At 53.5% G+C, this 23,819-nt stretch carries 24 protein-coding genes; 10 read left to right on the top strand and 14 right to left on the bottom strand.

Going from position 1 to position 23,819, the window contains the following annotated elements; translation table 11 throughout:
* Window positions 1–44 precede the first annotated feature (44 nt).
* The gene (locus R8G34_08735) at window positions 45–1,235 is read left to right on the top strand and encodes an aminotransferase class I/II-fold pyridoxal phosphate-dependent enzyme (GenBank protein ID MDW3222954.1); all 1,191 of its coding nucleotides are present in this window, start codon (window positions 45–47) and stop codon (window positions 1,233–1,235) included.
* 3 nt (window positions 1,236–1,238) lie between these two features.
* Here the strand turns inward: R8G34_08735 and phaR are convergent, their stop codons facing one another.
* The 3 genes from phaR to phaC form a co-directional block, all read right to left on the bottom strand.
* The gene (gene phaR, locus R8G34_08740; protein ID MDW3222955.1) at window positions 1,239–1,802 is read right to left on the bottom strand and encodes a polyhydroxyalkanoate synthesis repressor PhaR; all 564 of its coding nucleotides are present in this window, start codon (window positions 1,800–1,802) and stop codon (window positions 1,239–1,241) included.
* Between the two features lie 133 nt (window positions 1,803–1,935).
* Entirely contained in the window at window positions 1,936–2,382 is a 447-nt protein-coding gene (locus R8G34_08745) for a phasin family protein (GenBank protein MDW3222956.1), read from the bottom strand.
* A 140-nt stretch (window positions 2,383–2,522) separates the two neighbouring features.
* A complete protein-coding gene (phaC, locus tag R8G34_08750; GenBank protein MDW3222957.1) occupies window positions 2,523–4,328 on the bottom strand; it encodes a class I poly(R)-hydroxyalkanoic acid synthase in 1,806 nt (601 codons plus the stop codon).
* Between the two features lie 108 nt (window positions 4,329–4,436).
* Here phaC and phaZ point away from each other — a divergent pair, with 108 nt between their 5' ends.
* Window positions 4,437–5,714, top strand: coding sequence for a polyhydroxyalkanoate depolymerase (gene phaZ / locus R8G34_08755; GenBank protein MDW3222958.1), 1,278 nt, complete (start codon window positions 4,437–4,439; stop codon window positions 5,712–5,714).
* Between the two features lie 7 nt (window positions 5,715–5,721).
* Here the strand turns inward: phaZ and R8G34_08760 are convergent, their stop codons facing one another.
* From R8G34_08760 to R8G34_08775, 4 genes are all read right to left on the bottom strand, one after another.
* Window positions 5,722–6,432, bottom strand: coding sequence for an alpha/beta fold hydrolase (locus R8G34_08760; protein MDW3222959.1), 711 nt, complete (start codon window positions 6,430–6,432; stop codon window positions 5,722–5,724).
* A gap of 966 nt (window positions 6,433–7,398) precedes the next feature.
* Window positions 7,399–8,058: a hypothetical protein gene (locus tag R8G34_08765; GenBank protein ID MDW3222960.1), complete on the bottom strand. Its 660-nt coding sequence runs from the start codon at window positions 8,056–8,058 to the stop codon at window positions 7,399–7,401.
* Entirely contained in the window at window positions 8,058–8,492 is a 435-nt protein-coding gene (locus R8G34_08770) for a VOC family protein (protein MDW3222961.1), read from the bottom strand. Before R8G34_08770 ends, R8G34_08765 begins: the two co-directional genes overlap by 1 nt.
* 9 nt (window positions 8,493–8,501) lie before the next feature.
* Window positions 8,502–9,254 carry an alpha/beta hydrolase gene (locus R8G34_08775; protein ID MDW3222962.1) on the bottom strand — a complete coding sequence of 251 codons (753 nt, stop codon included), beginning with the start codon at window positions 9,252–9,254 and terminating at the stop codon, window positions 8,502–8,504.
* Window positions 9,255–9,371: 117 nt separating this feature from the next.
* Between R8G34_08775 and R8G34_08780 the strand changes: the two genes are divergently transcribed.
* Both R8G34_08780 and R8G34_08785 read left to right on the top strand, forming a co-directional pair.
* Window positions 9,372–10,130, top strand: coding sequence for a helix-turn-helix domain-containing protein (locus R8G34_08780; GenBank protein MDW3222963.1), 759 nt, complete (start codon window positions 9,372–9,374; stop codon window positions 10,128–10,130).
* 3 nt (window positions 10,131–10,133) lie between these two features.
* Window positions 10,134–10,553, top strand: a complete 420-nt coding sequence (locus tag R8G34_08785) for an MAPEG family protein (GenBank protein ID MDW3222964.1) — start codon at window positions 10,134–10,136, stop codon at window positions 10,551–10,553.
* 20 nt (window positions 10,554–10,573) lie between these two features.
* Here the strand turns inward: R8G34_08785 and R8G34_08790 are convergent, their stop codons facing one another.
* The gene (locus tag R8G34_08790; GenBank protein MDW3222965.1) at window positions 10,574–10,819 is read right to left on the bottom strand and encodes a hypothetical protein; all 246 of its coding nucleotides are present in this window, start codon (window positions 10,817–10,819) and stop codon (window positions 10,574–10,576) included.
* A gap of 189 nt (window positions 10,820–11,008) precedes the next feature.
* Between R8G34_08790 and thrS the strand changes: the two genes are divergently transcribed.
* The 5 genes from thrS to R8G34_08815 all read left to right on the top strand — a co-directional run bounded on the left by thrS (window position 11,009) and on the right by R8G34_08815 (window position 15,724).
* Complete coding sequence (thrS, locus tag R8G34_08795) at window positions 11,009–12,967, top strand: threonine--tRNA ligase (protein MDW3222966.1); 1,959 nt, start codon at window positions 11,009–11,011, stop codon at window positions 12,965–12,967.
* A 205-nt stretch (window positions 12,968–13,172) separates the two neighbouring features.
* Complete coding sequence (locus R8G34_08800) at window positions 13,173–13,475, top strand: DUF2282 domain-containing protein (GenBank protein MDW3222967.1); 303 nt, start codon at window positions 13,173–13,175, stop codon at window positions 13,473–13,475.
* 93 nt (window positions 13,476–13,568) lie between these two features.
* Window positions 13,569–14,423 carry a DUF692 domain-containing protein gene (locus R8G34_08805; protein ID MDW3222968.1) on the top strand — a complete coding sequence of 285 codons (855 nt, stop codon included), beginning with the start codon at window positions 13,569–13,571 and terminating at the stop codon, window positions 14,421–14,423.
* Window positions 14,420–15,175: a DNA-binding domain-containing protein gene (locus tag R8G34_08810; protein MDW3222969.1), complete on the top strand. Its 756-nt coding sequence runs from the start codon at window positions 14,420–14,422 to the stop codon at window positions 15,173–15,175. The genes R8G34_08805 and R8G34_08810 overlap by 4 nt, the downstream gene beginning before the upstream one ends.
* Entirely contained in the window at window positions 15,176–15,724 is a 549-nt protein-coding gene (locus R8G34_08815) for a DoxX family protein (GenBank protein MDW3222970.1), read from the top strand. It abuts the gene before it with no gap.
* A 2-nt stretch (window positions 15,725–15,726) separates the two neighbouring features.
* On the opposite strand, the gene R8G34_08820 is transcribed toward R8G34_08815, so the two are convergent.
* Window positions 15,727–16,044, bottom strand: a complete 318-nt coding sequence (locus tag R8G34_08820) for an ArsC/Spx/MgsR family protein (GenBank protein MDW3222971.1) — start codon at window positions 16,042–16,044, stop codon at window positions 15,727–15,729.
* 182 nt (window positions 16,045–16,226) lie between these two features.
* Here R8G34_08820 and R8G34_08825 point away from each other — a divergent pair, with 182 nt between their 5' ends.
* The gene (locus R8G34_08825; protein MDW3222972.1) at window positions 16,227–16,433 is read left to right on the top strand and encodes a cold-shock protein; all 207 of its coding nucleotides are present in this window, start codon (window positions 16,227–16,229) and stop codon (window positions 16,431–16,433) included.
* Between the two features lie 757 nt (window positions 16,434–17,190).
* Here the strand turns inward: R8G34_08825 and R8G34_08830 are convergent.
* The 5 genes from R8G34_08830 to R8G34_08850 all read right to left on the bottom strand — a co-directional run bounded on the left by R8G34_08830 (window position 17,191) and on the right by R8G34_08850 (window position 23,817).
* The gene (locus R8G34_08830; GenBank protein MDW3222973.1) at window positions 17,191–17,862 is read right to left on the bottom strand and encodes a TetR/AcrR family transcriptional regulator; all 672 of its coding nucleotides are present in this window, start codon (window positions 17,860–17,862) and stop codon (window positions 17,191–17,193) included.
* Window positions 17,863–17,865: 3 nt separating this feature from the next.
* Window positions 17,866–19,407 (bottom strand): trimethylamine methyltransferase family protein, encoded by a 1,542-nt coding sequence (locus tag R8G34_08835; protein ID MDW3222974.1) that lies wholly within the window; start codon window positions 19,405–19,407, stop codon window positions 17,866–17,868.
* A 4-nt stretch (window positions 19,408–19,411) separates the two neighbouring features.
* Complete coding sequence (locus R8G34_08840) at window positions 19,412–21,817, bottom strand: FAD-dependent oxidoreductase (GenBank protein ID MDW3222975.1); 2,406 nt, start codon at window positions 21,815–21,817, stop codon at window positions 19,412–19,414.
* Between the two features lie 423 nt (window positions 21,818–22,240).
* Window positions 22,241–23,443, bottom strand: a complete 1,203-nt coding sequence (locus R8G34_08845) for a TonB family protein (GenBank protein MDW3222976.1) — start codon at window positions 23,441–23,443, stop codon at window positions 22,241–22,243.
* On the bottom strand, window positions 23,440–23,817 hold the full coding sequence (locus R8G34_08850) for a biopolymer transporter ExbD (GenBank protein ID MDW3222977.1): 378 nt from the start codon (window positions 23,815–23,817) through the stop codon (window positions 23,440–23,442). Before R8G34_08850 ends, R8G34_08845 begins: the two co-directional genes overlap by 4 nt.
* Between the last annotated feature and the right edge of the window lie 2 nt (window positions 23,818–23,819).

Raw genomic sequence — 23,819 nt, forward strand, 5'->3', positions numbered from 1 at the left:
AATTGATTTATATTTTCCAAATATCAGATTTTGGAAAATCAAATATGACACCTCCCAATATGCATGCGGCCGAACCCATTCCCGAAAGCGCGCGATCAGAAATCGAGCGGCTTTTGCAATCCGGGGATCTCTTTCGTTACACGGCAGACAATGATTCACCCGTGGCATTGCTGGAATCCGAATTCGCGCAAATGATGGGCAGCAAATATGCCCTTGCCGTTTCATCCTGCTCGGCGGCTTTGTTCTTATCACTCAAAGCATTGGATCTACCCCGTGACGCCAAGGTTTTGATCCCCGGTTTCACATTTGCGGCGGTGCCTTCCGCCGTAGTTCACGCGGAATGCATTCCCGTTCTATGCGAGGTGGGCGATAACTATCGCATTGACCTGGATGACTTTGCATCCAAGCTTTCGGACAACATAAGCGCTGTTATTATAAGCCACATGCGCGGACATACCTCTGACATGGACGCGATCATGGCGCTTTGTGACGCGGAGCGTGTTCCTGTGATTGAGGATGCGGCGCATTCCCTTGGGACCGTCTGGCGCGGGCGAAAGATCGGTACAATTGGCCAAATTGGATGTTTTTCTTTCCAATCCTACAAGTTGATCAATGCGGGCGAAGGCGGCATTCTGATCACAGATAACGCCGATCTGGTGGCGCGCGCCATTATCATGTCAGGAGCTTATGAACATAACTGGCAAAAGCATCCTGTCTTGCTCGCAGCTTTTGCGCGCCATCAGAACAGATTGCCACTCTATAATTTGCGGCTGAACAACCTGTCTGCCGCTCTTATCCGTCCGCAATTGGATCTGTTGCCGAAGCGAGTTTTGGATGGCCGGCGAAATCACGACTACGTGGCGGCCCAACTGAAAAAGTCGCCTCATATCGCCGTACCGCATGAACTTGACGGCGAAGAACGCGCGCCCGACAGTATTCAATTCAATCTGATTGGACTGGATCATGCTGCAATCACGGATTTTGCAGCTTTCGCCGGGCAAGCAGGGGTAAAGGTGCAAGTTTTTGGTCAAAGCGCGGATAATGCGCGTGCCTTTTGGAACTGGCAATTTATTGAGAACCTGCCTGAATTACCTCAGACACGTGCGATGCTGATGCATGCTTGCGACGTGCGTTTACCCGTACAGCTGTCGCGCGGCGAACTCGATGCGGTCATAGGTGTCTTGCTGGATGCGGCCGACAAAGCGGCACCATCCAAGGCAACAGCAGTCGCCTGATCCCTATTTCAGCTTCGAAAGCTTTTCCTGCAAATCTGCAAGTTGCTTTTTGATCGCGTCAAGGTCTTCACTGTTCTCTTCTTCAGCAGCCGCTTCACCTGCATCTGGCGCGCTCCAGCCGCTGACACCGCCCATGCCACCGGTCATCGCTTTGATGAAGGCTTTTTGCTGCGCCTGCATCAATTCAAATCCTGGCATTTTCGCCATGGGGTTCATTGTTGTCATCTTGTCCATCACTTGGGACTGCCCGTCGCGCAGCATTTCAAATGAGGCCTGAAGAAACTGCGGCACCACGCTCGCTCCCGGCGTCATGTAACTGCGCACCAGATCATTCAGCACGTCAACTGGCAATACGCTTTCACCGCGGCTTTCATGTTCTGCAATGATTTGAAGAAGATATTGACGAGTCAGATCGTCGCCTGATTTCAAATCCACGATTTGAACCTCGCGGCCTTCACGTATCAAACTTGCGATATCATCTAGTGTGACGTAATCGCTGGTTTCCGTGTTATACAGGCGCCGGCTTGCATATCGCTTGATAAGCAATGGTTTGTCTTTTTCCGCCACGCAATTTCTCCCTGATCCGACGCTGCATTGCAGCTTAGGGCACAGATTTGTAAAAAGAAAGGGCGGGCTGTTGCAGCCCGCCCTCATAGTTTGCGCCATTCAGGGAGGAAGTAGGCGCTAACTGGGAGAGAAATTACTTTGCAGCAGCGGCTTTCTTGACTGCGGCTGTTGCTTCTTTTGTCGCTTTGTTGACAGCGGCGGATGCGTCTTCGCCCATATCTTTGCCTGCGGCCATCATCAGCTCAACTGTTTCCATTTGCGCTTTTTTCGCAACTTCAGCAAAAGCAGCCATATGCTCGGCAGCTGTTTCGGAATACGCGGATGCGAAATCGGTCATCGCTTTTGCGTAGTCGGCTGGTTCAGCTTTGGCTTTGGACATGCTCGCCAGTTTGGCCAGTGTCTCTTGTGTCCATTTGCTGGAGATTTCAGTTGATTTTTCAGCGGCAGTCAAAGCTACGCCGGACAGTTTTTCGTTCAGGGAAGCTGTTGTTTTAAACGCGTCTTCCATCGAAGCTGTGTCCACTGGGAATGCGCCCAGAACGTCTTTGAATACGGCGGTCATGTCAGGTGTCTTTGTCATGTCTAGGTCCTTTCGTCGCTTTCCGGATGATCCCGGCTGTGTCGCGTCTGACAAAGGATATACATGCTGCAGTGCGGCATTTCAAGTATTTTTTTCTGCACTGCAGCAATTTTATTCTGCATCGCTAAATGGATTTTAAATCAAAGGGTTGCTTTCTTCTCCACATATGTACCGGGAGCATCACAGAGCACTGGATGGCTGGAATCCCCCGGGATGCGTGCAGGAATCATCTTGCCAGACTGCTTTTTTAACCAGGATTCCCAGCGCGGCCACCATGAGCCTTCGGTGAAGTCGGCTTTCTCCAACCAGTCGGGATACTCCAGCGATAGATCCGTATTGGTATAGTGCCCATATTTGTTCCTTGTGGGCGGATTCACGATTCCCGCGATGTGACCGGATTGTGTGACAATGAACGTTTTGTTCTTAGAGCCCATTTGCTGCACTCCCCGATAACAGTCTTTCCAGGCTGCAATATGATCGGTCTCACAGGCGATCGCACAGATTGGAACATCGAGGTCTTCCAGCCGTAACTTCATGTCCAGAAGATCGAACCCACCCTGTGCCAATTCATTGCGTTGGCACAATCCACGCAAATATTGCATCGCCATTTTCGCAGGCAGGTTGGCGCCGTCCCCGTTCCAATAAAGCAAATCAAATGCGGGCGGCGTTTCGCCCATCATATAGCTTTTGATCGCCGGGCCATAAATCAAATCGTTGGACCGTAAGAAAGAGAAAGTTCTCGCCATAATAACCGAAGGCAGAACGCCTTTGTCTTCTACTTCCAATTCGATCCCGTCGATAAAGTCATTAGTAAGAAACGGCGCGAATTCACCTTGGTCAGAAAAATCCGTCAGCGCTGTGAAAAACGTTGCTGACTTGACCGACTTGTCGCCGCGTTGTTTCAAAAGGGACAATGTCAGCGACAGCGTGGTACCTGCGATGCAATATCCGACGGCGTTCACTTGCTTTTCTTTTGTGATCTCTTTGATCTGTGAAATCGCAGTCAGATAGCCGTCTTCAATGTAGTCCTCCATACCAACATCGCGGTAGGTCGGATCCGGATTGATCCATGACACCATGAAGACAGTGTAGCCCTGATCCGTCAGCCACTTCACCATTGAGTTCTGCGCTTTGAGATCCAGAATATAGAACTTGTTGATCCAGGGCGGGAAAATTACCAGCGGCGTCTTGTGCACCTGTTCCGTCGTGGCGGTGTATTGAATGAGTTCCATCATGCGATTGCGGAAAACAACCTTGCCCGGCGTGGTCGCGATGTTGCGCCCCAATTCAAACGCGCTTTCATCCGCAAGCTTCACAACGAGCTCGCCTTTATTGACTTCCAGATCGTGGATCAGATTTTCGAGCCCGTGCACCAGGCTCTGACCTTCCGTTTCAAGCGCTTTTTCCAAAGCATCCGGGTTTGTCGCCAGAAAATTTGTGGGTGACATCAGATCGACGATCTGACGCGCGAAATAGGTCAATCTGTTTTTCTCGGACGGGTCCAGGTCGCTGACATCCTGAACGGCTTGGTTCAGCGTTTCGGCGTTAATGAGGTACTGTTTCTTGACGTAATTGAAGTATGGATGCGTGTCCCACAGCGGATTGGCAAAACGACGGTCTTTGGGTCCGGGATCATCTGGCGCGGTAAGTTTACCCTTGGCCAACTCTTGCTGCGCCTGCACAAACTGCTTCATTGTTTCTGACCAAAAGGACATTTGGTGTTCAAAAACCTTGGCCGGATTGGTCACGGCTTCCGTCCAATATGCTTGTGCCGCGCGACCAAAAAGCTCCTGATTCGGCCCATCCAACGCCGGATTGTGCGTTTGGCGATTGGTTATCACACGGTGTAACCGTTCTGACAGCGCTTCAACTTTCTTGAGATTTTCGGTCATTCTCTCAAGTGTTTGCTCCGAAGGAATCACCTCGCTGTCAGTTCCTGTTGTCATATTAATCTTTCCCTCGTATGTTTGCAGTTGCAGCATAATGTCGTTGGCTTTCAGGGGGCGAACCGACTGTATGTTCCGGTAGGTACGGATATTAACAAGGAGACCCCTATGCGCTACATGGCCACTTATGACCTTATGGAGACTGTCCGCAACACAAACCAATGGCTCGGCGCGACAGCACTTGCCATGGGAGCTTACCCCGCTTTCTCATTGATTCCAAACCCCGCATTTGCATGGATGCAAGCATGGGGCGAAGTAACGGAGCGCACCTTTCAGCGTATGGTGGTGAAGCCGGACTGGAATATTCCGCCGGTACCCTGCAGCGATGGAAAGGACCACGTGGTCAGCACCGAAATCGTAGTTGAGCGGAGTTTTGGTGATCTCTTGCGTTTTGTAGTACCGGGACGCGACTTGCCAGACCGCAAGGTTTTGCTCGTTGCTCCGATGTCCGGTCACTACGCGACACTTCTGCGCTCAACAGTCATCAGCCTGCTACCGGACGCCGACCTCTACATCACGGACTGGCATAACGCGCGGGATATTCCGGTCAGTTCCGGCAAATTTGATATCGAAGACTACACGCTGTACCTTGTCGACTTCATGCGCGAACTCGGCCCGGACACGCATGTCATCGCAGTGTGCCAACCCGCACCGCTTACCTTGGCGGCAACGGCCTATCTGGCTGAAGAAGATCCCAAAGCGCAACCCCGCAGCCTGACCTTGATTGGCGGTCCGATCGATCCGAACGCCTCGCCCACGGACGTCACTGATTTTGGTCACCGGATGACAATGGGTCAACTTGAGGAGTTGATGATCCAACGCGTCGGCTTCAAATATCCCGGTGTTGGCCGCATGGTATACCCCGGTTTGTTGCAACTGAGTTCCTTTATCTCAATGAACTCCGAAACCCACAGTAAAGCGTTTGCCGATCAGATCGGTCGCGTTGCGCGGGGCGAAGCGGCTGATCACGACAAACACAATAAATTCTATGATGAATACCTTGCTGTCATGGACATGACGGCTGAATTTTACCTCAGTACCGTTCAACGGATTTTCAAAGACGGTGAAATTGCACGCAATGACTTTACAGTTGCGGGCAAGAAAGTCGATATCGGCAAAATCACGACTGTGGCTGTGAAAACTGTGGAAGGCTCCAAGGACGATATCTCTGCGCCTGGGCAGTGTATTGCGGCGTTGGATCTTTGCACCGGCCTTCCTGACAATAAAAAGGCCAGCCACTTGGAAGAAGGTGCAGGTCACTACGGTATCTTCGCAGGCAAAAGCTGGCGGCAAAATATACGGCCACTGGTGCTGGATTTCATTGATGCCAACAGCGGCAAACCCCCGCGCAAAGACCGCAAAGCAGCGAACAAAAACGCAGCTTGAACCAGATTTACCGCAGGACCAGAGGGAGCGCCATCCAGTCCCTCAGAGCCTGTGTGGTTTCTGAGGGCTGCTCCAACACGGGTAAATGTCCTGAATCCTCTAACACGCATAGTGTCGCATAAGGGATCAGCTCCGACATCAGTTCGTGCCGCTTGACCGGACAGAGGGCATCATGACGTCCGCATAGGACAAGTGCCGGAACTTTACACTTTCGCAGCGTGCTTTGTTGATCACGCCGGCGCTGCAGTGCACGGGACTGACGCACAAAAACTTCAGGGCCTAGCGCGACGGCCATATCCATGACCAGTGCGAGTATAGCTTGCTGGTTTGGTCCGGGAGCCAGATACTTGGGCTTCATTTCTTCGCGCATCACATCAAGCATGCGCCCGGTCCGCGCCGCAACGATTTGAGGTTCGCGAGCAGCTGCAATCTGGGGCGTTTCTGCAAGCGGGTTTGTGTCCAAAAATGCAATCCGCGTAACCCGATCTGGAGCACGGCGCAGGATCTCCATGGCTACGATACCGCCCATGCTCAATCCCGCCAAGGCAAACCGCTGGGGCAATTGGTCCAGCAATCCTGACGCAATCTCTTCAATCCGCTCACCTTGGGTGATCGGTGCAACTGTCACTGCCGTGTCTGCTGACAACTCAGCAATTTGTGGGCCAAAAAGACGCGCATCACACATCATTCCGGGCAGCAGCACCAACGGCTCAGTCATACTTTTGCGGCCCGCTAGATTTTCGACCTGCGTCTCTCATAACCTGCTCCAAAATGTAGAGTTTCCGACATGAGATTTACCTGCAATCATCTAGACCGCAAGCCCTCGGTGCATCGATTGGCTCAACGCCCAGTGTTACCAGAAACGTGCCACGCTCGCAGATCTACGGTTCAATGATGCCGCGCTGCCCATGCAGCGTATTTGACGCCGCTCATAAGTCCAAGGAAACACATTTTGCGTGGGACGACGCCAAGATCGATATCCGCCGAAAGCACTTTCATTGAGGCATCCTTGCTCAGGTAGGCGGGCCTTAAAATCTGCGTCGTTGCAAAATTACTGTTACAGAGAAGCAAAATAGAGATTTGGCGACCGGATCTTTGTCAGACCCGTGATCATTTGTGCGGGCATGGGTGGTTCTGCTATGCGAATTAGACCAGACCCTGTCGTTTCCTTTATTTGCTGATCAGCCCTGCATTGCAGCCTTTTGTCTTGCGCCAGCATTCTGGGTCAAAGCGCACACCGTTTGTGGGCCCTTTATCTAATCTCGAGCATTTTGCAACGCCGCGCGGGTGTGTCCAAGATCTGTGCTGAGAAAATTATCTCAGCGGTCGCTGCCTGATTAGTACTTTGGTCCATTACAAAGCCGGAAAAGAGCATCAATAAACCTTTCCAAGGCCCTCGAAGTCTTCGTGTCGAAAGTCAAGGACATCAACGACTTACCGTTGTCGTGCGCCATTACATTCCCAGTGGAAAATGCCTTTCCCTTGTTAGGAGAAACACAGTTTAGAGACCCGACTAAAATTCGCCGCGCTCATTGAAAACATGCCTGTCCCGAAGTGTTCGATGTTCATCGGCGTGCGCAGCTTTTGCCCACGGCGCATCGCCATCTCATTGTATCAACGCTGCCCCAGGCACAGGAATTGTGGAATTTTTGATGCGTGGACCCAACGTATTCGACCTCTTCTGCTAAAAGGCACCCTCACAATTTTCGCTATTTGGTAATTTGATGCCTCGGTAGGAAGGGAAGTCGGCATATCGTTGGCGACGTTCGGAGATGTTTTCTGACGGCGCATCGCCTGCGCGCAGCAACATACCCTTTGGCGCAATATAGCTGGATATTGTTTGCAAGGGCACTGGTCGCCATACAAGGTTAAAAGCCGCCAGTTTGGGAAAGAACCAAGCCTCCGAATAAGGAAGGTGGTCATGGATCCACCATGCCAGATCACGCCAGTCGCGCCCCTTTTCGTATTGGTCGGTGAACCATGGAATTGCGAGCGATGTTCCTGCAATGGCCTGCGTCCCGCTCCCTCTGTCCCAGATGTGGCATTCAATTGGGTTGTCATTTGCAGCACAGTTTAACTTGTTGACGTTGCCGTAACTATTCAAAGTCGGAGATCGATAGCCTGAACGTATTGCGACCCGACCGAACGTCTCTTCCAGAGGGTCCAGTAATTCGCAGCATAGTTTGCGACCGTTGGCGATCGTCAGTTCGGGGTTGGGCGGGAGATTCGAAATCCGATGCATATTGCCGATTTCAGAGTATAGAAAATCCCTCATGTAGTAGTATTTGGACAAGCGGATGCGTCCAAGTGTTTCGAGGCTCCACATGGACTTTGGGCTGCGCATCAAGTGTCACCGTATCCCAACCAACGAAAAGCCCCGTCGTTTCTCAGCGGTGCAAACGGGTTATGCGCGATTTCCCAAATGTGTCCCTCAGGATCAGAAAAATACCCATGATGCCCTCCCCAGAATACGTCCTGTGCAGGTTTTAGAATCTTCGCACCAGCCTCCTGCGCGCGCGTCAAGAGCGGGGCCACCTCATCTTTGGTCGATAGGTTGTGGGCAAACGTGCTTGCACCATACCCCAGCGCAGCCATCGGCACGCCTATGTCCTCGGCTAATTTTCTCAAAGGGTACAGACCAAGCGTCTGACCGATCAAATCATAAGCAACCACACCATCCGGGGACGGCGTGCGCTGCCAACCGAGCGCGTCATAGAAAGTAGACAGCACCTGCACATCCCGCGCGCCAAGAGTGATCAGGCTGATCCGTTGCTCCAATTTCGCCTCCTATTCTGCAAGGGCCAGTATGTCTTTAACCGCCGTTTCAATCATCTCAAGACAAGGTTCATCCGAGAAACGATGATCCGCATCCTTCACCAGTATCAATCGCATGTCAGGACAGGACGCATGGCCCATCAGGCGTAACGCTGTATCTGTGCTGACAGCAGTATCTGCCGTACCTTGCAGGCACCGCACTGGGAACGGCAACATCAGCGGCGTCCGCAATACCAGTTGTTTTCGACCGTCTTCGATCATCCGCCAGGTGATCACATAGGGCTCCATGTAATCAGACGGAATTTCGATACGGCCTTTCTTCTCCAGTTCGGCTTTTTGGGTCGCGTTGAACCCTTCCCAATACCCATCTTCGGTAAAATCCGGCGCTGCTGCAATCGTTACAAGGCCCATGATCCGGTCTGGAACACGCCGCGCCAGCAGCAACGCCTGCCATCCTCCCATGGAAGACCCGACCGGGATGATCGGCCCATCTGTAAGCTCTTCAATGATGTGAATGGTGTCTTCCGCCCAATCCCCAATGCAACCTTCTTCGAAAACCCCGGAGGACTGGCCATGACCCGAATAGTCGAACCGCAAGAACGCGCGCCCCTGCGCCTGCGCCCATGCTTCCAGATGAAGCGCTTTTGTACCCTCCATATCCGATTTAAGCCCGCCCAAGAACACGATGCATGGACCGTTACCTGACGTCAGGTGGTAGGCCAGCCTGCGACCCGATGGACCGTCGAGATAGTGTGGAGAGGTCATTCAGCATCCTTTTTCTTCAATCATGTGTGCAAGCAGACGTTCTCTGCAACAGCTATCTGGCAAATTTTATACGTTACCACATTGTCACGTGACTATATAATCACCTATAAGCAATCTATGGATTCGACTTTCAAAGCACTCGCAGATCCTGCACGCCGTACCCTGCTCGACAGTCTACGGGCTAAACCGGGGCAAAGCCTGCAAGATCTTGAAGGCCAACTCGACATGACACGGTTTGGCGTGATGAAGCATCTGCGTGTGCTGGAAGACGCAAAACTGATCGTGACCCAAAAAAAAGGCAGGTTCAAATTCCACTACCTCAACGTACTTCCCTTGCAGGAGGCCATAGATCGCTGGGTCGAACCTTTACTCGTCAAACCAGCGGCGCGAGCGGTGCTCAATCTCAAATCTCAACTTGAAGGAACACCGAAAATGACCAAACCCGACTTCGTTATGCAGACTTTCATTCACTGCACACAAGATGCCCTTTGGCATGCCTTAACCGACCCTGAGGCCAATGCAGCCTACAATTTTGTTGCTGGCAGTTGCGTGCGCGAGGGCAACAAACTTGTGTTTAAAATGCCCGATGACGGTTTGATGTTGGTTCTGACGGAAACGCTACTGACGCCAAAAACCCGCATCGAAAGCACCTTTGAACCCCATTGGGCAGGTCCCGATGTCCCGCTTGAGCAATCACGCTTTGTCTATCTGATCGAACCGCAGGGCCCGAATTGCCTACTGACGGTGGAGCATTACGACATTCCCGCAGGTCAGGAAGGTATCGCAGATGGTTGGCAGCGGACACTGGCAGGGCTGAAAACATGGCTGGAAACCGGTCAGGCTATAAAATTTGCCCGCGCGGAAGCGGAGGTCTGAGGGATGCAGTCAGGATCTCTTTCAACCGAACTTGTTATCGTTGTTCTTCTGTCGGTTTTTGCGGCATCCCTTTGGATTCCCTACATCGTGGGTGTGAATATGCACCCACAAGCCGATGTTGATGATTTCGAACGCCCGCCATCCCTCACAGAATTCCCACCATGGGTCCATCGAGCGCACCGCGCGCACCTGAATCTGATTGAACAACTGGTCCCGTTTTCCGTACTGGTTTTAGTCGTTGACCGGTTGGGAGCATATTCCGCACTGACATATTGGGCGGCGGTCATATTTCTTTTGGTACGGGTCGCTCATGCGGCGGGAATGATTTCCGGATTGGCGCGCTTCCCATTGCGCCCTATCCTTTTCTCCGTCGGATGGCTGTGCTGTTTAGCAATTGGCTATGCTGCGGCCTTTCACACATGAAAAAGCTGATCGTCGCGCAATTACCCGCCGACGTAAGGCGTCGCACCGGGACGATAGAAAATCTTTTGATTGTGCAAACGCCCAAGTAGCTCTTCGGTCTCCCGCTGGTCCGCTTCAATTACGGTGATTGACTGCAAGTCGGCCGGGTTTTGATCAGACAAAGCCCGCCGCATCTTGCACAATTCACGTCCACGCGCCCGCAGAGACTCTTCGATCAGATCGACATCATGTATGCTCAATTCAAAACTGCGATTGAAACGTGGCATTTAGCTTCTCCTTGGACGCAATTACGCTTTTGTTATGTCGGAAATAACATGTGAAATGTCGCAGTCAACGTATTCTTCGGTATACAAGCAACCGCTTCGCTTGACAGTTTGAATCCCAGCCGTCATGCCACTGCACATAACCCGCAACCGGGCGTCTCGTAGGCGTCAAACTGACGAGGAGTGCCCCAGATGGCCCCAAGCGACAGCTCAGTCTCACTTACCTTTCCCGATGGCAACGCACGCGAATACAACGCAGGCATAAGTGCGGGAGAGGTCGCCGCTAGCATTTCGACATCGCTGCGCAAAAAAGCGATCAGCGCAACCGTCAATGGCGCGCATTTCGATCTGGCATGGCCCATTGACGCAGACGCCAGCATCGCCATCCACACCATGCAAGACGAAGATCAGGCGAACGAATTGGTGCGTCATGATCTGGCGCACATCATGGCGCGGGCAGTGCAGGAAATCTGGCCTGACACCCAGGTCACCATTGGCCCGGTGATCAAAGATGGTTGGTATTATGACTTTGATCGCAAGGAACCGTTTACGCCTGAAGATCTCGGCCTGATCGAGAAAAAGATGAAGGAAATCATCAACAAACGTGATCCGGTGCGCACAGAGGTCTGGGACAGATCGCGCGCGATCAAGCATTATGAGGACAAAGGCGAACCTTACAAGGTCGAGCTCATCGATGCGATCCCCGGCGATGAGCCGCTGCGCATGTATTGGCATGGCGACTGGCAGGATCTGTGCCGCGGACCGCACCTACAACACACCGGTCAGGTACCCGGCGATGCGTTCAAGCTCATGTCCATCGCCGGCGCATATTGGCGCGGCGACAGTGATCGCGCGATGCTACAACGTATTTACGGGGTGGCTTTTACAGGCAAGGAAAAATTGCGCGCCCACCTCAACATGCTCGAAGAGGCTGCCAAACGCGATCACCGCAAACTGGGCCGCGAAATGGACCTCTACCACATGCAGGAAGAAGCGCCGGGCCAGGTGTTTTGGCATCCGAATGGTTGGTCGATCTACACCGAACTGCAAGACTATATGCGGCGCAAACAACGCGCTGCCGGCTATGTAGAAGTGAACACACCACAAGTGGTGGACCGCAAATTGTGGGAAGCGTCAGGACACTGGGACAAATACCAGGAGCACATGTTCATCGTCGAGGTGGACGAAGAGCACGCGCGCGAAAAAGCCATCAACGCTTTGAAACCGATGAATTGTCCCTGCCACGTGCAGATATTCAACCAAGGGCTCAAGTCATACCGGGACTTGCCCCTGCGTATGGCGGAATTCGGGTCCTGCAACCGGTACGAACCTTCCGGCGCATTGCATGGTATCATGCGCGTGCGCGGATTTACGCAAGATGATGGGCATATATTCTGCCGCGAAGACCAGATCGAAGCGGAATGCGCCGCATTCATCAATTACCTGTCGTCCGTGTATAGCGACTTGGGCTTTGAGACCTTCGAAATCATGTTCGCCACACGTCCCGAAAAACGCGTTGGTTCCGAGGAAAGCTGGGACCACGTCGAAGCCGCTCTGGAAAACGCGATCAAGGCAACCGGTCATCCCTATACATTGGATGAAGGCGAAGGCGCCTTTTACGGACCAAAACTCGACTTTAAGTTGACCGACGCGATCGGCCGCGAATGGCAATGCGGTACGTTTCAGGTGGACCCGAACCTGCCTGACAGGCTGGATGCGACATATATTGCAGAGGATGGCGCAAAGCATCGCCCTTATATGCTGCACCGTGCCTGTTTAGGGTCATTTGAGCGTTTCATCGGCATCCTTATTGAAAATTCGGCCGGTAAGTTGCCTTTTTGGCTGGCACCGCGACAGGTCGTAGTTGCTTCGATCATTTCGGATGCGGATGAATACGTGTTGGAGGTTGTTGAAAACCTACGCAAGGCAGGTGTGCGGGCCGAGGCCGACACGCGCAACGAAAAGATCAACTACAAAGTCCGCGAACATTCTGTCGGAAAGGTGCCGGTGATCTTGGCCGTTGGTGCGCGTGAAGTTGAAGAGCGCACTGTCACAGTCAGACGTCTGGGTGAAAAACGGACCAGCGTCCAACCACTGGAAGAGGTTACAAATGCGCTTTCCATCGAAGCAACGCCACCAGATCAGCTGTAACAATCAATCAAGGTATTGGTGAATATCAGCCCGTTTCGGCACTTTTTGTAACAATTCAGGGGAAATCAGGCAGGATTTTGCGGAATTGGACACTTTTGCCTGACACCTCTGTGAAACACCGCGTCGTGAATGGAGTTTTAAGAGATCAGCGGCTAGATATTTTGGTATCGTTGGCCGCTATGGTCCGTAAAAAGGGAATTGAATCATGTCCAACACAATGAAAACAGTCGCCATTGCAGGTGCAGTCGCAGCAGCAATGGCATCTCAGGTGACGACAGCTCAAGCTGCTGCCAAGGAAAAATGCTATGGCATTTCCCTGGCTGGCGCGAATGACTGTGCAGCAGGTCCCGGAACAACCTGCGCCGGTACATCAACCGTGGATTACCAAGGCAATGCATGGACGCTGGTGGATGCCGGTACCTGCGCAGAAATCGACTTGCCCGCCATGGCGGATGGCACATCCCGTGAGGGCTCGCTTGAAGAACTTGAGCGCGATCTGCCTGCATAAAGCGACCCACAAGCATCTGATCAGTCGGTTTTGCACCGGCTGATCCTGCACACAAACAACCACTGGACCGAGGCAAAACCTAGGAGGGCCAAGATGTTAGACACCTCTTCCGGTTCTCCCGGATTGCCGCTTGCACCCGGTGTCGGTTACAAAGCACAGCATTTCTCAGAATTGTGCGCCGATCCCGGCCCGGTCCAATGGATCGAAATTCACGCCGAAAACTACATGGGCGACGGCGGGAGACCGCACGCACAACTGCGCACTTTAAGTGAGCGGTTCAGCCTTTCGGTACATGGTGTCGGTTTGAGTATTGGCGGCGACACACCATTGGACCGCAATCATCTGGCGCGCCTCAAACATCTCGTCGAATGGTCCAATCCTGCCAGCTTCTCCGAGCACCTCGCTTGGTCCACACATGACGGCGCATTTTTGAATGATCTGCTGCCGCTGCCCTATACAAGCCAAACCTTGGCACGCGTTGCAGATCACATTGATGACGTGCAATCCACGTTGGGGCGCAAAATGTTGCTGGAAAACCCATCCAGCTATCTGACTTTCGAAGAAAGCACCTGGTCGGAGACCGATTTTCTGAATGAACTGGTGCGGCGTACCGGATGTGGTCTGCTGCTGGACGTCAACAACGTTTTCATCTCTGCCACGAACCTGAAGGTTTCCGCGCGCGCTTATGTCGAAGCGCTTCCGCTTGACGCTGTTGGCGAAGTTCATGTCGGCGGACATGACGAAGACACAGACGACAAAGGCTCCCCTTTGCTCATCGACAGCCATGCAAAGCCAGTAGAAGACCCGGTTTGGGAGTTGCTGGACTTCACGCTCGCCAAATCCGGCGCAAAGCCTGTGCTCGTGGAGTGGGACAATGATGTTCCAGACTGGCCGACACTGCGCGCGGAAGCGGAACGCGCATCAACAGCGCTTTGCGCAGTTCTATGAGCGTGTCACAAACAGAATTCAGCGGCGCTCTGCTGAACGCCGAAAAGGATGTGCCGAAGGGCTTATTGGACGCTGGACGAGCGCCAGCCGGTCGCAGGTTTTCTGTTTACAGAAACAATGTCATTGTATCACTCGCCGAAGCGCTCGAAACGGCCTTTCCCCTCATTTGCAAGCTCTTGGGACGCGATAGCTTCACCAAACTCGCGACACTTTATGTCCGTGAACACCCCCCGACTTCACCTTTGATGATGTTTTATGGTGACCTTCTGCCAGATTTTCTGGCGAATTTTTCACCGCTTTCTCACATTGGCTATTTGCCTGACTGCGCGCGCCTAGATCTGGCCATGCGCCGCTCCTATCACGCGGCGGATGCGATCCCGATTGACCCTCTGATTTTTCAGGACAAGCCGGAAAAAATCATGGCGCTAAAGCTATCACTTGCGCCGTCCACAATTGTTATCAGGTCGCCTTGGCCAATTTTTGACATCTGGCGTGTCAATTTTGACACCGATGCTGCGCCACCACGCCCCATTGCTCAGGATGTCATAATCACCCGGCCTCAGTTCGATCCTTCTCCGCATTTACTTGAGCATGGCGTCGCTGACTGGCTTGAACGGATGCATAACGGTGTCAATTTTGGGGAGGCCCACGAGCAAACCCTAAAAGCCACCCCGGCTTTCGATCTGGAAACTGCCCTGGCCCAAGCACTGCAAACCGGTGCTCTTACGGAATTCAAGACAAAGGACTACTAAATGATTGGCCTCTATACCTCAGTAACAGAGCGTCTGGCGCGTGCCGATTGGCTGCTGTCAACGCTGGCACGCTTTGTTTTCGCGGCCACACTATTGTTGTATTTCTGGGTGTCAGGACTGACAAAGCTGGGGGAGGGATTTGCTGGCCTGTTTCAACCATCAGTTGGCGCCTATGCCCAAATTTTCCCCAAAGCCATGGAGGCCGTGACATATGACACATCGCAACTTTCGATGTTTCACTGGGCTGTCGTGGTTTCTGGCACATGGTCTGAGTTTATTTTGCCCGCTCTGATCGTGTTGGGCCTTTTAACGAGATTATCCGCATTGGGCATGATCGGTTTCATTGTAGTACAGTCTCTGACTGATCTTTACGGCCATGGTGGGTTGGAACACCCCGAAACCTTTGGCGCCTGGTTCGACCGCTTTCCAGACAGCGTCATTATGGACCAGAGAAGTTTTTGGGTTTTCCTTTTGATTGTGCTTGTCATCAAGGGCGCAGGCCCCCTGTCTCTGGACAACGCGTTCAAACGCCGCAATACCCCAGTATAACATCAGGTCACCACCAGCTCTTGTTGCGTCTCGCGGTGCCAGCCCAAATATAGCGAGGCCTCTGTTGCTATCAGGGGACGCTTCATCACCGCCGGATGTAACCGCAGCAAGTCAATGGCCGGTAAATTTCGTTCGTGTTCTTCCAGTCCACGCCACGTTTTTGAGCGCGTGTTTATCACAGCGTCCCCAAAGGTTTCCAATGCAGCAGTCAGAACTGAATCGGGAATACCGTCCAGGCGAACATCGACCAACTCAGCTTGTGGCAGCGACTTAAGCGCTTTTCGGCAAGTATCACAGTTCTTAAGTCCAAAAATTATCATAATTTACTCACAATCCATATTTTCTGAGGTGCAATTACAGGCTTTAGTCCCGTTTTTCTTGATTTTTAAACCTAAAGGTCAATCTCTTAAACAGTAGTCTTCCGATATTTCGGTTGATCCATAAATAAGCCGCGTCCGAGCGAACGACGCGGTGCTAGATTGAAAAAGGAGGCACGGGACTGATGCCAAACGGCACCGTGAAATGGTTTAACACAACCAAGGGCTATGGTTTTATCGCGCCCGAGGAAGGTGGTTCTGACGTATTTGTACATATATCGGCTGTTGAAAGGTCGGGTCTGACCGGGCTTGCTGATGATCAAAAGGTCAGTTTTGAGCTATCCGAAGGGCGAGATGGCAGACAAATGGCAAGCGACCTGAAGGTATTGTAGAGTGTTTGGCGCCAATCGAAATCCGGCTATCGGCCGTTTCCGATTTGATCTTCATAATGGAGGCGGTGCTATGCAATCAGAGATGAAGGATTGCTGCCCCTTGTTTAAAACGACCTGAAGGATATTTGGATCCGTCAGGCGGTAGTTTAGAGCACAACACGGTGGTCTTGTGTTGTCGTCATTCTACCGTGTTGGATGACGACCGATTCCTCATGACGGGTGTGAGATAACTGGCCAATCAGTCATTCATTGTGGATCCAGGCATGAGGGTTTCACAACATCTGTTCTGAAGAGGGTGATCCTCGCGTGTTTCAAAGTATATTTTTTTGCGATCAACTCGATGGCGTCCTGTGCAATGCACGCTGGACGTTTATTCGATCGGATTCGGGTAATGGCGCCGAGAAAGCAGATGAAGAAGTGGCCGCGGCATAGATGATCTCTTTTGCATTCTGCATGCGTTTGATTTCGATCGCCAGTGGTTTCCGAAGGTGTTTGTCCGGGATGTGCGGCATTAGGAAGGCTTCGGCGTCACCAGTCCACCGATGACAATAGCGTTTGACAATGGTCAGTTGCAACGCGGCGGTTCGAGCCGGTCGCATGCGGTATCAATCAACGAGACGTGCTCGTGACCTGACGGCGGCCAAACGCTGCTGCCAACGGCGACGGAACCTTATGTGCCCCTGAACCTAACTTTGCGCGAGGCAGGTATTAAACCTTTGGCAGGGCACAAAGCATACAGCGCGATGAAAGCCTTGCGTCAAACCAGCCCCCTATTTTCAACGTACTTCAGAAAGGCCGCAATTACGTCCGGGTCGGGCTCGCGTCCAGTGAATCCGCGAACGTAAGGTGCCAGCCGCGACATGCGCGTTTCCATGTCTTCCTTCACTTCCAACGCGTGATACCCCAGTTGCATGAAGTACAAGATCCGCGCCCGTGCATCCGCGTCTATCTCTGAATAACCATGTATCGCAAAGGACGCTTTCAGGCCCGAAATACGCTTGCGGTCTGCGTCATCCAACCGGCCACGAAGGGCTGGATCCCGGCGAGACCACTCACGTATCGCAAAATCCAGACCACGATCAAACTTTGATGTATCCACAAAACAGCGAAAGAAGTTGCAGACAGCCTCGGTGATGTTGGCTGAGGGAATCTGGCAGTGATGCACGATCTGCGCTGTATTGCGTGCCTCCCATTCATCCAAGAGCGCGGCTTGCAGGTCAGCGCGATCCTTGAAATACCAATAAAAGCTGGACCGTGACACGCCCATCCGACTGGCCAGCCCAAGTATTTTAACCTCTCCAACACCCTCAGTCACAAGCACATCACGAGCCATGTTCAGCCAATCCTGACGTGTCACTTTCACATGGCCAACCAGTGGATCCTTGTCTGGGTCGTCGCGATGAAGGAGAGGTATGTTGCGCATTGCCATCGTTTAACTCTCGGGCGGCGCGCCGCCTTCGGCCGTCCGTTTTGCAATGAAGGTATTGAGCGCTTCGACTTTAGTGTCATCTACCGGTATCGGAGCCTCGTTCTTCACGATCTCTTGCCAGACGTCTGTCGCGCGCGTCGAGGCATCCCGCGCGCCGCGATCCGTCCAAGTGCCAAAATTGGCGTAGTCATGCACGATGGGTTCATAGAATTCGGTGTCATAGCGTTCCATTGTCTGCGGTGATGCGAAGAAATGGCCGCTCGGATCCACTTGAGACAATGCGTTCTCAAATCCAATCTCATCCGCGCTCGCCCCTTTGCCTGCGCATAGTTCAGCCACCATATTGAGGACTTCGACATCGGTGATGATCTTTTCATAAGATACGCTGAGACCGCCTTCGAGCCAACCTGCAGAATGAATGACGACAGTTGCACCTGCCATCAAACAACCCCAGAGACCAAATTGGTTCTCATTCGCCGCCTGGACATCGTTCTGGTTCGACGCAGAGCCTGCGGCGCTTCGCCAAGGCAGACCGGTCAATCTCGCCAGCTGTCCCGCGGCAAGCGAGGCCTGAAAATGTGCTGGTGTGCCAAAGGCGGGCGCGCCGGATTTCATGTCAACATTTGAGGTGAAGGTACCATAGCAAATTGGCGCGCCGGGAGTCACAAGTTGGGTAAGAGTAATCGCGGCCAAAGCTTCGGCATGGCTGAGTGTAACTGCGCCAGCTACCGTGATGGGCGCCATGGCCCCCATCAGCGTGAAAGGCGTGACAATCGACATTTGCCCGTGACGGGCAAAATCTATCAGTCCCTGCGCCATGGGAATATCTAACGTTCGCGGGCTGTTTGTGTTGATGATCGTGTAGCAATGCGGGTTCGCGGCAAACTCTGCATCCGTCACACCGCGAAAATCGCGTAGCATTTCAAAGCAGTCCATGCTTTGAGGGGTCCCACGAGAGAACACAAACGGGAATTTATTCGACAGCGTCATCTGGGTTTTGGTCGTAAAGTAATGCCGAATATTCGTGGCAATATCTTGTGGCTCCACGGAAGGCGACAACATCTGCAAGACATCAAAGTGTTGGTTCAGTTTTGTGTACTCTACGAAGTCAGAAGATGACCCGGGACGCCGTCCACGCACCAGATCGGTCGCGTGCGGCGCGCCGGCACCGGGTTGGAAAATCATACGTCCAAGTTCGAAGGTTAGGTCTTTACTGCGATGGCCTGCCCGGCCCTGAATGGATTTGGGTGCCGTTTCCAGTGCAGCATTGATCACGTCAGCGCCAAGGTAAACCATATCGCCTACAACACGCGCACCGGCTTTGCGGTAAATCTCGACGGCCTCTGGAAGCAACACCTTCACACCCAGCTCTTGTAGCGTGCGCAGAGCCGTTTCATGAATTGCGGCAATCTGATCTGTCGAGAACACCTCTGCGACTGGAAAAGGATTGCGCAAGTCGTGATAATTAACCCGCCGTTTTGACGCGGGCGTTGCCGCAGTCGCGCGCCTGCGCCGTCCACGCGATCTGGGTTCTTGGGTGTCCATCTGCCTAAACCCGCATGGCCCGGCCCGCCGGGTCATAAGGCGATGCTGCGATCACCCGGGCGGGCTGCTCAGCGCCTACAATATGAACCGACAGCTCCGTGCCCTCGGCGCAGTGTTCCTGGTCGATCATCGCCATTGCCAAGGACTTGCCAACCGTGTGGCCATAGCCGCCTGAGGTCACGAAGCCAACGACCTTGCCGCCCGCCCAAACGGGCTCGAACCCTGTCGCATCCGCGTCCTTGGATTCCACCTCAAGCGTGACCACTTTTTGGGCGGGTTCATTACCATTGCGTTCAGCAGTCGCCGCTGCCTTACCGATGAAGTCCGTGTCCCAGTCAATCCAACGATCCATGCCTGTTTGTGCGGCCGTGTACCCTTGAGTGAATTCCGCTGACCAAATACCAAAGCTCTTTTCCAGACGCAGGCTCAGCAACGCGTTAAATCCGATTTCACGGATGCCCTGATCGGCCCCTGCCTCCAATAACATCTTGCGCAACGCGATATGTTCTGCCGCTTTGCAGTGAATTTCATATCCCAGTTCGCCGGAAACCGACAGACGCCCGACTCTCGCACGAACCAGACCAATGTCAAAGACGCCGCACCCCATAAACGGAAGATCACCGATCGGACCATCCGTCAGCTTTTCGATCACATTGCGACTTTCAGGGCCTGAAAGGGAAAAGCCGACAGTCGCGTCTGCAATGTCTTGCAGAACAACGTTTTCGCCCATGTGGTCGTGAAACCATCGCATGTGCCAATCGCGCAGGTAATAACTGCCCATAATCCACCAGGTACCATCGCCCCAGTTGAACACCGTCAAGTCGCCTTTCAGGTTGCCCTCGGGTGATAACATTGGGGCCAGTTTCGCACGCCCGGCTTTGGGCAACTTGCAAGCCATGATCCGGTCCAGCCATGCCGCTGCCCCGCTCCCGGAAACCTCGAATCTGGAGAAGCCTGTAATGTCCAGCAAGCCCACATGTTCGCGTACCGCTTTGCATTCTTCTGCGACAATCTCGAATGCGTTTGACCGCTTGAGGGTCGGCGTTTCCTCAAAATCAGGCGTTGGGGCAAAATACAACGGCAGTTCAAGACCCGCACTTGCACCCCAGCGGCACCCCGCTGCGGTCATGTCAGTATAAGCTGGTGCCATCTTGAGCGGACGGCCCGCCGGCAACTGTTCGTTTGGATAGGTCATCACAAACCGACGCGTATAGAACTGGCCTGTGGTTTCCTTGATGAATTGCTTATTCTCGGCGTAATCGCCAAAACGCGCAATATCCATGCCGTAAACATCCGCCTCAGTCTCACCGTGGATCATCCATTCCGCCAGCGATTTGCCCACACCGCCACCTTGCAGGAAGCCCGCCATGACGCCGCAGGCGCACCAATACCCTTTCTTTCCGCGCACAGGCCCAACCAGAGGATTGCCGTCCGGAGCAAACGTAAAAGCGCCGTTCACCCAGGTTTTGACGCCAACGTTCTGCAGATCAGGATAGCGTTGGAAACCCAGCGTCAGTTCGTGTTCGATCCGGTCCGGATCTTCTTGCTGCAACTCAAAGCCGTATTCCCATGGCGCACCATCCATCATCCAATGTTGATGATCGATTTCATAAATGCCCAATAATATACCGTTCTGATCCTGTCGCATGTAGGTGAACCCTTCAAGGTCGACGACCAGCGGTAGTTCCTTTTCCAACGCTTCCACTTGCGGGATCGTATCCGAGATCAGATAGTGGTGATTCAACGGGCTGACGGGCAATTCAATTCCTGCCATACGACCCACCTGCTTTGCCCAAAGGCCAGCGGCGTTCACGACATGCTCGGTTTTAATGGTGCCCATGTCGGTCACCACCTCCCAGCCAACTGCGGTCTGGTTCAGTTCCAACACGCGAGTGTTCTCAAACACTTGGGCACCGTTCTTTTTGGCAGCACCTGCATAGGCATGCACCGTGCCTGTCGTGTCAACATAACCTTCGCGGTCCGCCCACATGCCACCCAGAATGCCGTCAGTGGACATGATCGGGCAGAGTTCGCCCGCTTCTTCGGGGGTGATCAGGTGAACGTCGTCAATGCCGATAGACTGGAATGTGCGATAAGCCGATTGCAACCATTCCCAGCGATCTGGCGTGCCTGCAAGGGTCATGCCACCGGTCATATGCATACCAACGGACTGGCCTGACTCTTTCTCGATTTCGCCCAACAGATCGATGGTGTAAGCTTGCAAACTGGCAATATTAGGATCCGCGTTCAACGCGTGAAACCCCCCTGCCGCATGCCAGCTCGAACCAGCCGTCAGAATTTTTCGCTCTAGCAGGCAAACATCTTTCCAACCCATTTTCGCAAGGTGATACAGGACCGATGTGCCAACAACGCCACCGCCAATCACTACAGCCTGATAGTGTGTTTTCATTTTGATCTCCCTGCCGATTTCGCATGCTGCAAGCAATACGGGTGCAAAAACTGTCTTCAGCCTATTTCCACCTCATATATGAAACACTATTGGACATACCTGTCCAGAGATATAATGATCGTATTGCCAATCGCGACAAACCGGTTCTGCAGAGTCCCAATGCAGCCTACATCGGATGCTCATTTACACTTATCGGGCACGCCGTGCGGACCAATTGATAGATCCGGGCTTTCTTGGCCCTGCGCGCATCCGCAATCTATACTTTGGGCAGTTTTGCTTCGCGAAGCACCCCTCGCGATCACGATTGGGGCTAGAAGAAAACCGCCTTTGAAACGATCGCAAGCCGACAACTGGGAAGCGATTGGGCACTCGTGGAATGGGAAACTGGAACCCTAGTTCCAAGGCTGTTCGTCGACTATCTAATCACTGGATTCGATAGACAAAGTTGAGCTTTCTACTCCTACCACCCGGCGGGCGCGGGAATGGCACGCCGTTTCTCACTTGTGCTTTGGCTGCACGCTCGATTTCAGGCGAGCCTACGCCATCAATAATGTCCACCGAGGCCAGTGTTCCGTCAGGATTGATCTCGAAGAACACCCGCGCCCAACCCTTTCCTGAAACAGCAATGGGTCGAACGCGGTTCAGATGGACTAGAACCTGACCGGCATAGTTGGTCACATCCGAGTTTCCCGGGCCGCTGGAATTACGAAAACCGATCCCCCCGGATCGGGTACCGCCGCTTTGACCCGCAAAAACATTGGTCCCGTCACGCTGGTAAGCAGTGAGCGGTGACTCAATCGTTTGCGCCGGCGCAAGCCGCGTGTCTCTGAGTTCTGGCGTGCCGTTCGCGAGTCCCTCGGGCCCTGATGATTGCCGCGGTGTGCGCAGCCGCGGTCGCAAGGATGTCGTCACCCGCGTTTCAGAAACGGCAGTGTCATCTTCATCAATAGGGTTTTGCACGTCCGCAGGCTCAGGCTCTACCGGCGTTAACTGATCTTCCGGGTCAACCGTTTCGGCTTCCAACGGCGTTACCGGGACTGCCGAGGGTAAAGCGGCGAGCCGCTGTGGCGTTGAAACGACCGGAGGTGTCGGCAGGGACTCAACCGGAACGGCCTCAAGACGTACCAAGCCCCCCTCCGGGCTACCCTCCGGCACTTCGGTGGCTGTATCGGTGCCGTCCGGCGGTGCGACCGGCGCTTCAGCGATCTCGTTGCCTGATCCGTTCGAAGGTTCGATTGTTGTTGGTTCTGGTACGTCACCCAGCGCCGGTTCGGAGGGTCCTGTTGTCTCAGGCTGTACAACCGGCGCCGAGCCAGTATCCGGCGACGCGACCTGCTGTGGATTGTCCGAGGCCACAAGCGCCTGACTTGTGGGTGTATCGGCACGCTCCGGTTCTGGGACAGGTTCGGAGTCAGGCTCGGGGACTGGAGCACGTTCCGGCTCGACAGGCTGGGCACGGGTTTCAGCGACGTCTTCAAATGCACGGCCCAACGAGACCACATTCGTTGATACATCCTCTTCGGGTTGCTGCAATTGGGCCCGGGTTGTCATACCCAGACCAAGAAAATGCACCGCCAAGGACAATAAGACGGCGACGATCGCAATCGCGGTCGACCTCGGGATCATTCGAGCGCCCGCTCAGTCACGAGAATAACAGATGTCGCGCCAAGACGGCGCAAGGTACTCGACACCTCGATCAGGCGTGCACCAAGTGCATCGCGATCAGGGACGATCCGTACAGGACCCGCTTCGTGGTTGGCCATATAACGTTCCGGATCCGTCAGCATCCCGCGAAAACTCAACGTTCCGTCTTCGCGCAGAACCAGAGCGTCGGGTGGCTCGCGCCCTTCAAGACCGGATGTGTCTACAAGTTTTAAATCGCTATCAAGCGGCGCGGCAACCGTGCCCGCGATCAGAAAGAAGATCAGCATCAAGAAGACCACGTTGATCAAAGCGATCGAAGGGTCTCGTTTCCGGCGTTGGACTGCGGAACGGATCATGT

This window comes from Paracoccaceae bacterium (genome assembly GCA_033344815.1).
In the GTDB taxonomy this organism is placed as follows: Bacteria; Pseudomonadota; Alphaproteobacteria; order Rhodobacterales; family Rhodobacteraceae; genus Roseobacter.